This window comes from Streptomyces sp. NPDC037271 (genome assembly GCF_055603605.1).
Genome location: NZ_JBVJVN010000006.1, coordinates 26,198 through 41,652, shown reverse-complemented (window position 1 = coordinate 41,652; position 15,455 = coordinate 26,198). Strand labels below are relative to the sequence as shown.

General features: G+C 71.1%; 11 protein-coding genes and 1 pseudogene. 3 read left to right on the top strand and 9 right to left on the bottom strand.

Annotated features, from left to right (window positions below; genetic code table 11):
* Positions 1–284: 284 nt before the first annotated feature.
* Positions 285–2,810, top strand: a complete 2,526-nt coding sequence (locus ACZ7G3_RS13585; protein WP_426557712.1) for an ATP-dependent Clp protease ATP-binding subunit — start codon at positions 285–287, stop codon at positions 2,808–2,810.
* A 72-nt stretch (positions 2,811–2,882) separates the two neighbouring features.
* Here ACZ7G3_RS13585 and ACZ7G3_RS13580 read toward each other — a convergent pair whose 3' ends face one another.
* The 4 genes from ACZ7G3_RS13580 to ACZ7G3_RS13565 form a co-directional block, all read right to left on the bottom strand.
* A complete protein-coding gene (locus tag ACZ7G3_RS13580) occupies positions 2,883–5,945 on the bottom strand; it encodes an NACHT domain-containing protein (protein WP_470925484.1) in 3,063 nt (1,020 codons plus the stop codon).
* A 49-nt stretch (positions 5,946–5,994) separates the two neighbouring features.
* A complete protein-coding gene (locus ACZ7G3_RS13575) occupies positions 5,995–6,627 on the bottom strand; it encodes an HAD family acid phosphatase (RefSeq protein ID WP_470925482.1) in 633 nt (210 codons plus the stop codon).
* On the bottom strand, positions 6,624–6,959 hold the full coding sequence (locus ACZ7G3_RS13570; RefSeq protein ID WP_470925792.1) for a P-loop NTPase family protein: 336 nt from the start codon (positions 6,957–6,959) through the stop codon (positions 6,624–6,626). Before ACZ7G3_RS13570 ends, ACZ7G3_RS13575 begins: the two co-directional genes overlap by 4 nt.
* A gap of 68 nt (positions 6,960–7,027) precedes the next feature.
* Positions 7,028–7,321, bottom strand: coding sequence for an NACHT N-terminal Helical domain 1-containing protein (locus tag ACZ7G3_RS13565; protein WP_470925481.1), 294 nt, complete (start codon positions 7,319–7,321; stop codon positions 7,028–7,030).
* A 569-nt stretch (positions 7,322–7,890) separates the two neighbouring features.
* Here ACZ7G3_RS13565 and ACZ7G3_RS13560 point away from each other — a divergent pair.
* The gene (locus tag ACZ7G3_RS13560; RefSeq protein WP_426601768.1) at positions 7,891–8,568 is read left to right on the top strand and encodes a M23 family metallopeptidase; all 678 of its coding nucleotides are present in this window, start codon (positions 7,891–7,893) and stop codon (positions 8,566–8,568) included.
* Positions 8,569–8,626: 58 nt separating this feature from the next.
* On the opposite strand, the gene ACZ7G3_RS13555 is transcribed toward ACZ7G3_RS13560, so the two are convergent.
* Positions 8,627–9,226, bottom strand: a complete 600-nt coding sequence (locus tag ACZ7G3_RS13555) for a TetR/AcrR family transcriptional regulator (protein WP_426601767.1) — start codon at positions 9,224–9,226, stop codon at positions 8,627–8,629.
* 169 nt (positions 9,227–9,395) lie between these two features.
* Between ACZ7G3_RS13555 and ACZ7G3_RS13550 the strand changes: the two genes are divergently transcribed.
* Positions 9,396–11,000 carry an MDR family MFS transporter gene (locus tag ACZ7G3_RS13550; protein ID WP_470925478.1) on the top strand — a complete coding sequence of 535 codons (1,605 nt, stop codon included), beginning with the start codon at positions 9,396–9,398 and terminating at the stop codon, positions 10,998–11,000.
* 431 nt (positions 11,001–11,431) lie between these two features.
* Here the strand turns inward: ACZ7G3_RS13550 and cseC are convergent.
* From cseC to ACZ7G3_RS13530, 4 genes and pseudogenes are all read right to left on the bottom strand, one after another.
* Positions 11,432–13,015 (bottom strand): annotated as a pseudogene (gene cseC / locus ACZ7G3_RS13545) (two-component system sensor histidine kinase CseC); the annotation flags it as partial.
* 16 nt (positions 13,016–13,031) lie between these two features.
* Entirely contained in the window at positions 13,032–13,736 is a 705-nt protein-coding gene (gene cseB / locus ACZ7G3_RS13540) for a two-component system response regulator CseB (protein ID WP_470925476.1), read from the bottom strand.
* 185 nt (positions 13,737–13,921) lie between these two features.
* The gene (locus ACZ7G3_RS13535) at positions 13,922–14,602 is read right to left on the bottom strand and encodes a hypothetical protein (protein WP_470925474.1); all 681 of its coding nucleotides are present in this window, start codon (positions 14,600–14,602) and stop codon (positions 13,922–13,924) included.
* Positions 14,590–15,129, bottom strand: coding sequence for a SigE family RNA polymerase sigma factor (locus ACZ7G3_RS13530; RefSeq protein WP_426601762.1), 540 nt, complete (start codon positions 15,127–15,129; stop codon positions 14,590–14,592). The genes ACZ7G3_RS13535 and ACZ7G3_RS13530 overlap by 13 nt, the downstream gene beginning before the upstream one ends.
* Positions 15,130–15,455 lie beyond the last annotated feature (326 nt).

Sequence of the window (15,455 nt, the reverse complement as noted above, 5' to 3'; positions counted from 1 at the left end):
GTGCCAGTGCGTGCGGGTAAGACATCCCTAGTGGGAGGGGGCGACACGCAGATTGGGCCGTCTCACGTTCGCCATCGGCGTACTGGCGAGTGGGGTAAGTGCTTGGCCTGCGGGAACATCGTCTCGCACCATCGGGTTGTGGCAGATGTCGGCGTCAGGGGTCAGGAGGCCATCGACGGTGTCGGCAGTTGGAATGAGCGGTCCCCGCTTGCGGGACTAAGCTGCGGAAGGACAGGGAGGGGAAGTTCCCCTTACTGCCTGACCGCTCTGAGGAGCGATTAACGATGTTCGAGAGGTTCACCGACCGCGCGCGGCGGGTTGTCGTCCTGGCTCAGGAAGAAGCCCGGATGCTCAACCACAACTACATCGGCACCGAGCACATCCTCCTGGGCCTGATCCACGAGGGTGAGGGTGTCGCCGCCAAGGCCCTTGAGAGCCTCGGGATTTCGCTCGAGGCGGTCCGCCAGCAGGTGGAGGAGATCATCGGGCAGGGCCAGCAGGCCCCGTCGGGTCACATCCCCTTCACCCCCCGTGCCAAGAAGGTCCTGGAGCTGTCGCTCCGCGAGGCCCTCCAGCTGGGTCACAACTACATCGGCACGGAGCACATCCTGCTCGGCCTGATCCGTGAGGGCGAGGGCGTCGCCGCCCAGGTCCTGGTCAAGCTGGGTGCCGACCTCAACCGGGTGCGGCAGCAGGTCATCCAGCTGCTCTCCGGATACCAGGGCAAGGAGACCGCCACCGCCGGCGGTCCTGCCGAGGGCACGCCCTCCACGTCCCTGGTCCTCGACCAGTTCGGCCGGAACCTCACCCAGGCCGCTCGTGAGTCCAAGCTCGACCCGGTCATCGGGCGCGAGAAGGAGATCGAGCGGGTCATGCAGGTGCTGTCCCGCCGTACCAAGAACAACCCGGTCCTGATCGGTGAGCCCGGCGTCGGCAAGACCGCCGTCGTCGAGGGCCTCGCGCAGGCCATCGTCAAGGGCGAGGTGCCCGAGACCCTCAAGGACAAGCACCTCTACACCCTGGACCTCGGCGCGCTGGTCGCCGGCTCCCGCTACCGCGGTGACTTCGAGGAGCGCCTGAAGAAGGTGCTCAAGGAGATCCGCACCCGCGGCGACATCATCCTGTTCATCGACGAGCTGCACACGCTGGTCGGTGCGGGTGCCGCCGAGGGCGCCATCGACGCCGCTTCGATCCTGAAGCCGATGCTGGCCCGCGGTGAGCTGCAGACCATCGGCGCCACCACGCTGGACGAGTACCGCAAGCACCTGGAGAAGGACGCGGCTCTCGAGCGCCGCTTCCAGCCGATCCAGGTCGCGGAGCCGTCGCTGCCGCACACGATCGAGATCCTCAAGGGCCTGCGCGACCGCTACGAGGCGCACCACCGTGTCTCCATCACGGACGAGGCCCTGGTCCAGGCGGCCACGCTCGCCGACCGCTACATCTCGGACCGCTTCCTGCCGGACAAGGCGATCGACCTGATCGACGAGGCCGGCTCCCGGATGCGCATCCGCCGGATGACCGCGCCGCCGGACCTGCGCGAGTTCGACGAGAAGATCGCCGGCGTCCGCCGCGACAAGGAGTCCGCGATCGACTCGCAGGACTTCGAGAAGGCCGCCTCCCTCCGCGACAAGGAGAAGCAGCTCCTGGCCGCCAAGGCCAAGCGGGAGAAGGAGTGGAAGGCCGGCGACATGGACGTCGTCGCCGAGGTCGACGGCGAGCTGATCGCCGAGGTCCTCGCCACGGCGACCGGCATCCCGGTCTTCAAGCTGACCGAGGAGGAGTCGTCCCGCCTGCTGCGCATGGAGGACGAGCTCCACAAGCGGGTCATCGGCCAGGTCGACGCCGTCAAGGCGCTGTCCAAGGCGATCCGCCGTACCCGTGCCGGCCTGAAGGACCCGAAGCGTCCCGGTGGCTCGTTCATCTTCGCCGGTCCGTCCGGTGTCGGTAAGACCGAGCTGTCCAAGGCGCTCGCCGAGTTCCTCTTCGGTGACGAGGACGCGCTGATCTCCCTCGACATGTCGGAGTTCAGCGAGAAGCACACGGTGTCGCGTCTCTTCGGTTCGCCCCCCGGCTACGTGGGCTACGAGGAGGGCGGCCAGCTGACGGAGAAGGTCCGCCGCAAGCCGTTCTCGGTCGTCCTCTTCGACGAGGTCGAGAAGGCCCACCCGGACATCTTCAACTCGCTGCTGCAGATCCTGGAGGACGGTCGTCTGACCGACTCCCAGGGCCGGGTCGTGGACTTCAAGAACACGGTCATCATCATGACGACCAACCTCGGCACCCGGGACATCTCCAAGGGCTTCAACCTCGGCTTCGCCGCCGCGGGCGACACGAAGACCAACTACGAGCGCATGAAGAACAAGGTCCAGGACGAGCTCAAGCAGCACTTCCGGCCCGAGTTCCTCAACCGCGTCGACGACGTGGTCGTCTTCCCGCAGCTCAGCCAGGACGACATCCTGCGGATCGTCGACCTGATGATCGACAAGGTCGACGAGCGCCTCAAGGACCGGGACATGGGCATCGAGCTCTCCCAGTCCGCCAAGGAGCTGCTGTCCAAGAAGGGCTACGACCCGGTGCTGGGCGCGCGTCCGCTGCGCCGCACGATCCAGCGCGAGGTCGAGGACACCCTGTCGGAGAAGATCCTCTTCGGCGAGCTGCGCCCCGGCCACATCGTGGTCGTGGACACCGAGGGCGAGGGCGACGCCAAGACCTTCACCTTCCGGGGTGAGGAGAAGTCGGCGCTGCCCGACGTCCCGCCGATCGAGCAGGCGGCCGGCGGCGCCGGGCCGAACCTGAGCAAGGAGGCGTAGCCCTCCGGGGGTGAGCCTGGAAAGGGGCTGCCCGGGACCTTCGGTCCCGGGCAGCCCCTTTCGCATGCCGGGTCACTGTTCCTCCAGGATCACCTCGGCGCCCGGGAAGAGGGGACGGAAGTCGGCCGGAGCGAGGGAGTGGCCGACGCGGTTGATGAGGGTCACGTGGTGCACGTCCGGCAGCCGGGCCGCGAGCGCCGCCAGGTGCTCGGTGCCCTCCAGGCCGACGACCGCAAGCTCCTCGACGCCCGGTAGTTCGGGCATCCGGCCGATGGAAGCCGGCACCTCACGGAGGATCGCCGCGTTCAGGTACAGGTGGGTGAGGACGGGCAGGGCGGCGACCTCCCGCCAGTCATCCTCCGTCAGCTCCGTGGTCAGCGCGCCGAGGCTGAGGGTGCGCAACGTCCGCCAGTGACCGAGTCCCCGCAGCCCGGTCGACGCGGTGCACTCGTCCCCCAGATAGAGAAAGTCCAGTGTGGCGTCGATGGGCAGTGTCTCGGTGAGATTGGCGCCGGGCAGTGCCTGAACCAGCGAGAGAAGGGTCAGGGACGTGAGGGACCGGAGCCCCGCCAGGTCGGTGCCGGAATGGAGGACGAGCTCGGTCAGGCCCAGCCCCACGAGCTGGTCCAGGCCGTGAGCGTTCGGGCACCGGTAGTACGCCAGCCGCTTCAGCGAGGTGAAGCGGCGCAGCGCGGACAGGTCGGTGAGCAGCGGGTTGTCGGCGAGGGACAGTTCGGTGACCGCCGAGGGCTCGGGGATTCTGGCGGCGAGGGAATCGGCGGAGTACCGTCCCGAGACGGACAGCCTGTGCCACGGCCGCATCCCGGCGAGGGCCGCGAGCTGCTCGGGCGTCCCGCAGTCGAGGATGAGTTCCGTCCGGTCCAGGTGGTCCAGCACCTCCCGCGCGTACTCCTCCGCCTCGAAGCGGTGCCACGTGCCCACGAGCTGGCGGCGGACGTCGAGGTCGGGGTGGTCCCGGAAGCGGCGTAGGACGGCGAGGGCGCCGTCGGGTTCCTCGCCGCCGAGGACCGATGCGGTGACCGTGACGCCCAGCGCCTCCTCGGCCGACAGGCCCTCCGGACCCGGCAGCAGCTCCAGCACCAGCGGCCCCGCCCCTGCCAGCTCCCGGGCTGCCGCGGCCGTGCGCGGCGGGATCAGCTCGGCGGCCCGCTGCTCCACGTCCGCCCGTACCACTGGCTCCAGGGCCGCGACGTGCTCCAGGCTGGCCAGGGCCAACAGGGTGAGCCGGGGTGTGTTCCCACCTAGCAGCTGCCTGAGCAGGGAGACGCGTTCGCGGGGCCGGGCGTGGGCCACGGCCATGCGGATGACGTCCTCCCACTCGGTGTCCTCGGCACGGCCGGCGAGGACGCCGAGGTGGCCCTCCTCGACCGCGTATCGGGCCGCCAGGTAGTCCTGGAAGGTGCGATGGACGAAGTCCAGGACGTCCTCGGCCGGGCGGCGCAGGACGCCGCTGCGCAGCAGCAGGGTGCGCAGGACCTCGGGGGCGCTCTCCTGCCCGGAGACGGGGCCCAGGGAGGGAAGGGCCCGGTCCACGATGCCCTCGGCCGTCTCCAGCGTCATCTCCTGCCGGCCGCTGAGCACGAGGGCGTAGGCGAGGCGCTGGAGCAGTTCGAGCTGGGCCTCCTCACCCAGCTCCGGGCCGTCCACGGCGACCGTGCCCCGCTCTCGGTCCCGGCGGGCCAGGAGCATGGTGAGGGCCGCGTCGTACAGCTCCTTGCGACCGGTGGGCAGATACCCGCGGCGTTCGCGGTGCAGGGCGCAGATCAGGCCGCACATCAGCGGGTTGGTGGCGAGGCGGGCCAGATCGCGCTTGGTGCGCAGGGAGTCCAGCAGCCGCTGTTCGTACTCGGGGGCGCGGGCGGCCTGATGCCAGCGGTGGACGAAGGTGGCAACCTCCGCCCGGCCCATGGGCGCGAGGGAGAGTTCCGCGAAGCGTTCCCGGGCGAGCCAGTCGGCGCGTACGGCGGTGGGGCGGGTGGTCAGCAGCCAGTGGTTGCCGGGATAGGCGTGGAGGAGGCCGCTCAGCCAGTCACGGGTGGCGTGCCGGTCGGCCTGCGGGATCTCGTCCAGGCCGTCGACCAGGACCAGCGCGCGGCCGGCGTCCAGGACGCGTTCCGCCCAGTCGTCCGGCGGCGTCAGGGGGCAGCCGACCGCACTGAGGAACGCGGCCGGGGCGGGCAGGGGGCCGGTGCGGATCAGGGTGCGCAGGGGGAGGACGAACGGGACGCGCGTGCCCTCCCGGGCCGCGGTCACTGCCAACCACTGGACCAGGGTCGTCTTGCCGGAGCCCGCGTCGCCGCGCAGCAGCACGCGGGGTTCCCTGTCCAGCGCCGCTTCGGCGGGCATGCGCCCCGTGCGGGCCGGTGCGCTCTCGCCGGGCGCCGCGTCCCGGCCGGGATCCCCGTCGGTGGTCGCCTCCAGGCTCAGATAGGCGACTTCCAGGGGCCAGCGGTCGGGGGAGTCGCGCAGGTCGAGACCGTAGATGGTGAGGTGGTTGTGGCGCTCGGTGACGTAGGGCAGGTAGCGGCGCTCGAAGGCGGTGTCGCGGGCGTCGGGGCGCGGGGTGCGGGCGATCAGTTCGTCGACCTTCGCGATCAGCTCGGCCTGGCCGCGGGTCTGGGCCACCAGGGTCCGTGCGACGAAGGTGGAGCGCCGGGTGAAGAACTCCAGGATGTGCAGGCAGGCCCACTCCGTCACCGAGTCGAGGAAGTAGCAGGCGTCGGCGGACAGGCCCCCGGTGGCCGAGGGCGTCCGGCGCCGCAGTTGCTCGGCGAGTTCCCGGTGGCCCAGCCGCACCGCTTGGACGTCGTCCATATCCAGCTCGCCGAGGGCGAGCAGACGGGTCGTCAGCGCGTGGGTGACGGCCTCCGTCTCGTCCGGCGGGAAGGGCGGCTCGCCGGGGGAGTCCAGGGACGCCCCGACGAGCCGCCCGGCGAGCCTGCGCACCTCCGCCTCACCGAGGTGGCGCTGTTCGCCCCGGAACGCGACGAGTCGGGTCAGCCGGACCGGCCGGTCGACCAGTCCGGCGCCGGGACCGCCCGTGACGAAGAGCTTCTTCACCAGCGGGGCGACCAGGCTGGACGCCAACTTGCCGCCGAGTACCGCCGGTTCCATGTGCCACCCCCGTGATCGTTCGACCAGGGGTGGAGCCTATCGGTCGGTGTCAGGACAACTGGCCGTCGTAGTCGGGGAGCTTGAAGGTCTTCTCGGCGTGGCCGCCCGACAGGTCGGTGGCGCTGTTGCCGATGTTCGCGATGATCGTGTAGCCCTTCGACTCGATCTCGGCGCGCTGTTCGGTCTTGTACTCGGCGACGTTCCGGAACAGGTCGAGGAAGCCGCGGACGTGGACGCCGGAGGACTCGTAGCCGGCGTGGGCGAGGTTCCACTCGGTGGGCGCCTCGATGATGCCCGGGCGGGCGGTCACGAAGAACAGGGCGACGCCGCGCTCCTGGGCGTACTGGGCGGCCTCCAGGACCGGCCGGTTGGCGGGCTGCGGGTAGCTGAAGCCGAAGTCGGTCTCCAGCGAGGTGTTGTCGATGTCGAGGACGATCGCCTGCTTCTCGCCGGGTGCGGCGTCGGCGATGCGCTCCTTGAGGTAGGGCAGCGCCTGGTCCATCACCGCCCGGCAGTCGCGCTGCCAGGTGTCGTAGTCGACGTCGGCCGCCACGGCCGCCACGGCGGCGGGCGCGGAGGAGTGCGTGGGGGCCGCGGCATCCGCCGGGGAGGCGAGGGCGACGAGGGCGGCGGCGGAGACCGCGCTCACCGATGCCCGACGCAGCCAGGGGCGTCTGTTCATGGAGTACCTCTCTCGTCCGTACGCGCTGCTTGTTCTCGAGTGCATGCTCGATGGCGAGGGTGACGTGAGAGGAACCGTAGGGTTACTGGCCGGTAAGTCGCCAGGGCCTTGCAGAAGATGACCGATTTCCGCTTCGAGGCCAGTGCGGGGAGCGCGGGTTCACCGGGATGTCGGCGGGCAGGTCGCCCAGCCGGCGCCGGGTGCGGGCGCGTTCCCCGGGCCGGCACCTCGTCCACGCCGTCCATCAGCAGCACCCCGCGTCCGGCGGAGAGCACGCGCTCCGCCCATCCGGGCGGCTGGGAGCCGGCGAGCGGGCAGCCGACCGCGGTCAGGAAGTCGCCGGCGAGCGGGCAGCCGACCGCGGTCAGGAAGTCGCCGGCGAGCGGGCAGCCGACCGCGGTCAGGAAGTCGCCGGGGACGGGCAGCCGGGCGCCGGGCTGGGCGAGGGTGCGCAGGGCCGGGCGAGGGCGCGCAGGGCCTCCGTGTCCGCGTCGAGGTGCCGCAGGTCCGCGTCACCGCCCGCCGCCTCGTGCAGTCGGGCGGTGCGTTCCTCGCGGCCCAGCCGTACGGCCTGTACGTCGTCGGGGTCCAGGTCGCCCAGGGCGTGCGGCGTCCGGTGGAGCGCGTCGGTCACGGCGTCCAGCTCGGTCTCTGCCGCGGGGCGGCTGGCGTGCGCCCCGCTCCGCCGGCTCACGGACCAGCTTCGCGGCTACCGCCGCTCACCGGGGTCCGCCTCTCGCCCCGGAAGGAGACCGGCGCGGACAGCCGTACCGGCCTGGCGGCCGGGCCCTGCCGCACGAGCGGCTGCTTCGCCGGCGGACCGACCGGGCCCGCCGCGAGCCTGGTCCCGAACGCTGCCGGATCCACGCCCCCCACGCCCCCCACGCCGCCCATGAGCCGTCCGAAAGGCCGCTTCGGCGTAGCCCCCGTCACATTCACCGGCCCTTCGATCATGGCTGCCGGTGATGTGCCGCACAGGCCGTTCGCCCTGTACTACGGGGAATAGTGGAAGCCGCAAGAACTACGAAAACGGGCATATCGGAGTGCTCGGGTGGTCGATTTGCAGGCCTCTGAGCTGGTTATGTCCGTTATGGGGGCTCTGTCGAGGGTCGAGAAGTATCGGGCTCAAGTACTAAATAACGTCGTAGGTCACACCTTTGTGCGGTTCGGGCCCATCGGGTTACCAATGTGGAGCCCGCCCGGTGAGCGCCTTCGCGTCACGCCGGAGGGGCATCCCTCTGTTCCCGTCCCCATGAGGTTCGAATGTTTCCGCGTGTCACGTCCCGTTCTTCCCGTACGACCATCCGCACCCGCGCCGCGGTGATGGCCGCCGGCCTCGGAGCCTCGGTCGCACTGGGAGCCGGGGTCGCGGCCGCCACCGGCACCACGGCGGCCAGCACCTCCACCGCCGCGAGCGCCGTCGAGGCCCAGGCCGCGGCGCAGGCCGAGGCGGCGAAGGCCGGCAAGGCCACGAGCGCGAAGACCGTCAACGCCAAGAAGACGGCCACCAAGAAGAAGGCCGCCTCCTGGGTGGACCCGGTGAAGAACTACAAGCTCACCGCGAGCTTCGCCCAGAACGGCGGCATGTGGGCGAGCAAGCACAGCGGCCAGGACTTCGCCGTGCCGATCGGCACCAACGTCGTCGCCGCGCACGGCGGCACCGTCGTCAAGGCCGGCGGCAACGGCGCCGGTGACGGCCCCGCCTACGGCAACGCGATCGTGATCAAGCACGGCAACGGCACGTACTCCCAGTACGCGCACCTGTCCAAGATCAACGTGAACGCCGGCCAGGTCGTGAAGACCGGCCAGTCCATCGCCAAGTCCGGCAACACGGGCAACTCCAGCGGCCCGCACCTGCACTTCGAGATCCGTACGACCCCGAACTACGGCTCGGCCGTCGACCCGGTCGCCTTCCTGCGCGCCAAGGGCGTGACCGTCTAAGGGGCAACCCCAGAGGTCACAGGCCGGGCCAGAGGGCCAGGGGCCGGGGCGCGGGGGGCTACGCGCCCCCCGCGCTCCGGTGTGCCTGGGCCACCAGGTCGGTGGCGACCTCGAGAACGGCCGCACGCCTCTTCTCGGGGTCGTCCTCCAGATCCTGGAGGACGAACATCCCGGCGTGCAGGGTGAACATCGCACTGACGCAGCGGACCTGGTCGACCAGGTCCGCTTCCGGGTCGATGAGGATGTCGCGCAGGCCGAGCATGCGGGTCTTGAACATCTCGCCGATGCGCAGGTCCCGCACCGTCGCCTGGTTCTCCTGCATGAAGCGGAACAGCGGCGCCGCGCCCGCCAGCACCTCGCCGTAGCGGCGGACGATCTCCTGCTTCGTCTCCAGGGTGTGCGGCTGCTCCCGCCCCCACGCGATCAGGTCCCCGATCGGCCGGGTCAGATCCTCGAAGATGCCGACGAGGATCTCTTCCTTGGTCTTGAAGTGGTAGTACAGCGCCGCCTTGGTGACGTCGAGGCGCTCGGCGATCTCGCGCAGCGAGGTCTTCTCGTACCCCTGCTCGGCGAAGAGCTCGAGTGCCACGTCCTGGATGCGCTGGCGGGTGTCCCCGCGGCGTCGCTGCTGCCTGGTGCTGTCCATCGTGCCGCCCATCCTCCTACGCACCTCCTGTTCCGCGCACTTCCCGGACCGCACTGCGCACTCCCGGGAAAAACTTACTTGACGCCCGGCTAGTTGCGCGTCTACCTTCCCGACTGTAGTCAACTTGCCGGTCGGCAAGTAAGTAAGCGGATGTACAGCGGCAGCTGGGGGAGTGGGAGCGATGGCGGACGCAGCGGAGGCAGGGGCCGGCGTCACCGACGGCGGCAAACAGCCGAGGAGCGTGCGGGTGGTCCTGCTCGCGCTCATGATCGCGATGATGCTCGCGATGCTCGACAACATGATCATCGGCACGGCGATGCCGACGATCGTGGGCGAGCTCGGCGGCCTGGAACACCTCTCCTGGGTGGTCACCGCCTACACCCTCGCGACCGCGGCCTCCACCCCGCTGTGGGGCAAGCTCGGCGACATGTACGGGCGCAAGGGCTCGTTCATGACCTCGATCGTGATCTTCCTGATCGGCTCCGCCCTCAGCGGCATGGCCCAGGACATGGGCCAGCTCATCGGGTTCCGCGCCGTCCAGGGCCTCGGCGCCGGCGGTCTGATGGTCGGCGTCATGGCCATCATCGGCGACCTCATACCGCCCCGGGAACGCGGCAAGTACCAGGGCATGATGGCCGGCGTCATGGCGCTGGCGATGATCGGCGGACCGCTGGTCGGCGGCACCATCACCGACCACTGGGGCTGGCGCTGGTCCTTCTACATCAACCTGCCGCTCGGCGCGGTCGCGCTGGTCGCCGTCAGCGCCGTACTGCACCTGCCGAAGAAGCGCAGCCAGGCGCGGATCGACTACCTGGGCGCCGCGCTGCTGACCATCGGCATCACCGCCATCGTGCTCGTCACCACCTGGGGCGGCACCGAGTACGCCTGGACCTCCGCGCGGATCATGGAGCTGATCGGCATCGGCGTCGCCGCGCTGGTCGGGTTCGCGTTCTGGCAGACCCGGGCCGCCGAGCCGATCATGCCGCTGCACATCTTCCGCAGCCGCAACTTCACGCTGATGTCCGTCATCGGTTTCATCGTCGGCTTCGTGATGTTCGGCGCCACCCTCTTCCTCCCGCTGTACCAGCAGGCGGTGCAGGGCGCGTCCGCCACCAACTCCGGGCTGCTGCTCCTGCCCATGCTGGGCGCGATGCTGGTCACGTCGATGGTCGCGGGCCGGGTCACCACCAACACCGGCCGCTACAAGATCTTCCCGGTGGCCGGCGGCGCACTGATGACGGTGGGGCTGTACCTGCTCTCCCTGATGGACACCGACACCAGCCGCCTCACCTCCGGGGTCTACATGGCCGTCGTCGGTCTCGGAATGGGCTGCCTGATGCAGATCACCATGCTGGTGGCGCAGAACAGCGTGGAGATGAAGGACATGGGCGTCGCGTCGTCCTCCACCACCCTCTTCCGTACCCTCGGCTCCTCCTTCGGCGTCGCGATCATGGGTGCCCTGTTCAACCACCGCGTCCAGGACGTCATGGCCGAGAAGGCGGGCGCGCTCGGCTCCAAGGTGACGGAGCAGTCGGCGCAGCTGGACGCGGCGAGCCTGGCCGAGCTGCCCGAGGCGGCGCGCGTGGCGTACCAGGACGCGGTGTCCTCCGGTACGCACGGCGCGTTCCTGCTCGGCGCCGCGGTGGCGGTGGTCGCGCTGGTCGCCGCGGTCTTCGTGAAGGAGGTGCCGCTGAAGGGGGCGGGGCCGAAGGCGGCGGAGGGGCCGGCCGACGGGGACGGCGGCGCCGGGGGCACGGCGAAGCCGCCGGTTGCCGAGTCCGTCTGACGGCTCCGTCTGATGGCGGGACGCCCCGCCGCTTGCCGGAGGTTTGTTTCCGGGTGGTCTCCGGTGTCTCCGTTGGTCTCCGGTGTCTCCGGTGTCTCCGCTGGTCTCCGGGTGGTCGCGCATTGCGCCCGCCCGGAGACCTTCGTCGTACCGCCGTACGGGCGAGACAGGTGGGACAGGCGACCGGCTCTGCTTCACCCGGCCGCACGAGGGGGCGGCCTCGGCACGGGCCGGGACCCCGCCCGCTAGGACGAGCCCCGGGGCGGGGCGTTCCGGGACGGCCGGTCCGGCACGCCCTGCGAAGACCGGTCCGATACGCCCTGGGACGACCGGTCCGATACGCCCTGGGACGACCGGTCCGATACGCCCTGGGACGACCGGTCCGATACGCCCTGGGACGACCGGTCCGATACGCCCTGAGAAGACCGGTCCGGCAGCATCGGGTAGCTCCCGGTGTTCGTCGGCGCGTGCTCCGGCAGCCACAGCACGGCGACCGCGCCCTCGGCCGGTACGTGTTCCGGAGCCCCCGCCGGCCGCACGTTGCGGAAGGTGAGCCGGGCGCCCAGCACCCGGGCCTGGCCGGCCGCGATGGTCAGGCCGAGCCCGTGTCCGCGGCCCGCCCGGTCCGTACTGCCGGTGCGGAAACGGCTCGGGCCCTCGGCGAGGAGGTTCTCGGGGAAGCCCGGTCCGTGGTCGCGGACCCGGATCACCCGGCCCTCGACGCTGACCTCGACGGGGGGCCGGCCGTGCCGGGCGGCGTTGGCGAGCAGGTTGAACAGCACGCGCTCCAGGCGGCGGGGGTCGGTGGTGACCTCCGACTCGTGCACCACGTGGACGGTGACGTCCGGGTCCTTGGCCGCCACCCGCCGGGTCACGAAGTCGCCCAGCATGATGTCCTGCAGTTCGGCCCGCTCCGAGGCGCCGTCGAGCCGGGCCACCTCCAGGACGTCCTCGACGAGCGTGCGCATCGCCTTCGCCCGGTCCAGCACCAGCTCGGTCGGCCGGCCCGGCGGCAGCAGCTCGGCGGCCGTCAGCAGCCCGGTGACCGGGGTGCGCAGTTCGTGCGCGATGTCCGCGGTGACCCGGCGCTCGGCCTCCAGCCGCTGCTGCAACGCGTCCGCCATCGCGTCCACGGCACTGGCGAGGTCGTCGGTCTCGTCCCGGACGACACCGCCGATGGCGTCCCGCACGCGGACGTCCGGCTCGCCGTTGGCGACCTGGTTCGCGGCGGTGGCGGCCTTGCGCAGCCGGCGCGACAGCTGACCGCCGATGAGCACGCCGAGCGCGCTGCCGCCGAGGACGACGGCGATGGAGCCGATGACCAGGGCCTGGTCGAGGTCCTGGAGGATGTCCGCGCTGCGGTCGGTGAACCCGGTGTGCAGGGACATCACGTGCCCGTCCTTGAGCGGTACGGCCGCCCAGATGTCCGTGACGCCGCTCGGCCGGTCGGAGACGTACGTCGCGCGCCGCCCGTTCTCGACCTTGCGGCGCAGTTCCGACGGCAGCGCCGGGTCGTCGATCCGGGCGTTGGGGAAGTTCAGCCGTCCGGACAGCTCGTAGTTGCGCTGGGCGATCAGGACGCGTTCGTCCGCGAGGTCGCGGGCGTTGTCCAGCATCGACACCCGGGCCGCGTTGTGCACGACCAGGCTCAGCGCGACCGCCACCAGCGCGCCGACCAGCGCGATGGCTGCGCTGAGCTTCCAGCGCAGCCCGCTGCGGATACTCACCCCGCTGCGGGCCCCCAGCCCGCTGCGAGTCCCCAGCCCGCTACGAGTCCTCGGCCCCGTGCGGACGCGCAGCCCCGTGCGGATGCTCGGCCTCGCGGGCGTGCTCAGCCCTGCAGGCGTGCTCTGCCCCGTGCGCCTGTTCGGCCCCGCAGCCGTACTCGCCCCCGCGGGCGTGCTCTGCCCCGTGCGCGTGCTCGGCACCGTGTGCGTGTTCGCCCCCGGGGCGCCCCTGTGGATGCCCGGGCACCCCGGTGGCGAGGCGGTCCGGCGTCGGAAGAACCCCCGCATATCCCTGTGTCCCCGCTCAGGCCTTCAACTTGTAGCCGAAGCCACGGACCGTCTCGATACGGTCCTGGCCGATCTTGGTGCGCAGCCGCTGCACATGGACGTCGACGACGCGGGTGTCACCGCCCCAGCCGTAGTCCCACACGCGTTCCAGGAGCTTGTCGCGCGAGAGCACCGTGCCCGGCGCGGAGGAGAACTCCAGCAGGAGCCGCATCTCGGTCGGGGTGAGCGCCACCGGCCGCCCGGCCCGGCGCACCTCCATGCCGTCCGTGTCGACCTCCAGCTCGCCGAAGGTGAGCACGCCCCCGGTGTCCGCGGCGCCTCCCGCCTCCGCCCGGTCGCCCCCGCCGGCGTGGCCGAAGCGGCGCAGTACCGCGCGGATCCGGGCGACCAGCACGGCTCCGTCGAACGGCTTGGTGACGTAGTCGTCCGCGCCGGCCTCCAGGCCCAGTACGACGTCGATGGAGTCCGCGCGCGCCGACAGCATGATCACCGGCACGGTGGACTCGTCCCGGATCCGCCGGCACAGGCTGACCCCGTCGAGGCCGGGGACCATGACGTCGAGGAGCGCGATGTCGGGGCGGTCGGTCCGGAACGCCTCCAGGCCGGACAGCCCGTCGGGCATCGCGGTGACCGCGAAGCCGTCCCGCTCCAGGGCGAGCTGGGTGGCCTCGCGGATGACGTCGTCGTCCTCGACGAACAGGACGTGGGTCTGGTCTGCCATCCCGGTGCTCTCAGTCCTCGATGTGATGGTCGGGTCGGGTCGGGCCGGCCCCGCCGGATGCGGTCGCCGGAAGCGTGTGCGGGCACGTGCGTCACGTGAGGTCACTCGGGCAGACGCCGGGATCGCGCACCGCGTTCACTCGGCCATCGGTTCGAGCGGGCCGATCGGTTCACGCGCCGTGTGCGTCAGCTGTCCGGCTCCGGTTCCGGGACCTCGGTCGGGGCGGTCCCCACGGCGTTGCTGTAGTCGTTGTGCGTGCGGTACTCCTCGGTGAACCGGCCAGCCGCCCAGCGGTACGTGATCACGTTGTCGCTGGACGGACCGGACACCGGGTCGTCCTTCTCGTACACCTGCTTGGTCACCACCAGGTCGCCGCGGTCGATCTCCGCGTAGACCGGAGGCTCCTCGGCCTTGAACACATTCTGGTACGCGTCGCCCTCCTCGCGGTACACGTAAGTGCCCACACCCACCGCGTCACCGCACGTCAGCACGTTGACCAGGACGTCCTCCGCCGAGCCCCCGGTCAGCTGCCCGTACGACACGTCGACGGCGTACTGATCGCCGACGCACGGCTTCAGCTCGCGCTTGACCTCCGCGGAGACCTCGGGGTCGTCCTTGACGAGCCGCACCGCGTCCACGCGGTCGGGGCCCCTCGAAGGGGAGGCCGTGGGCGAGGAGGACGAGACGGCGGCGGCCCCGCCCACCGCGTCCGCGTGGGCCGGGCCCTCGTCGCGGGCGCCGGTGCCGCCGGCCCCGCAGCCGGAGAGGCAAACGCCGAGGGCGACGAACACGGCCACCGCCGTACTCGCCGCCTGTACGCTCCTGCGGGCCTCCCCGGGGGGCCGGCCGATGGTCAGGCCGCGCAACGCTCCCGCTCCTCACGCTCCAGCGCCCGTGCGTCCAGATCGCGGGCGACCAGCTCCTCGCGGAGCCGGGCGAGCGCCCGGTGCAGCGTGCTCTTGACGGTCCCGGCCGACATACCGAGGGCGGCGGCCGTCTCCTCCGTTGACATCTGCTCCCAGTGTCGCAGCACCACGACGCTGCGCTGCTTCGGGGCGAGCACCTTCATGACGTCCATCAGCAGGGCGCGGTCCGCGTGCTGCTCGGTGGAGTCGTCCACGCAGGCCTCCGGGAGCTGCTCGGTCGGCACCTCCTCCAGCTTCCGCGCCCGCCACCACTCGGTCCGCGTGTTGATCATCACCCGGCGCAGGTAGGCGTCCGCCAGCCGCTTGTCCTCGATGGTCTCCCAGCGGCGGTACGTCCGCGCCAGCGCGGTCTGCAGCAGGTCCTGGGCGTCTACGGGGTCCGGGACCAGACGACGGGCGCTGCGCAGCAGCGCGTCCTGCCGGGTGCGGACGTACTCCTCGAACCCGAGCACCTTGCCCTGCGTCATGGTCAACCGCCTTCCGATCCCCGTTTTCCGGCGGTCTGGTCACCCGCCGGCCCACTGCCTGTGGTCCGTAGTCGTCCTGTGCCCGGGGGGCACAGCAACGAAGGTAGGGAAGCGTTGTCACGGCGCTGTGCGAAGCAGCCTTCGGCAAACCCTCGGCTGTCCGTCGGTTGTGTAACGGAAATCGGGACGGGGTGGAGCAGTGCGCTGCTTGATGGCGGTAAAGGGTGATTCGCCCTGCGGCGCCGCCGTCACGGAAGGCGCCGCGGCATTGCTCCACCACTGTGCCGCGGCTGTGCGCCACCACTGTGCCGCGGCTGTGCGCCACC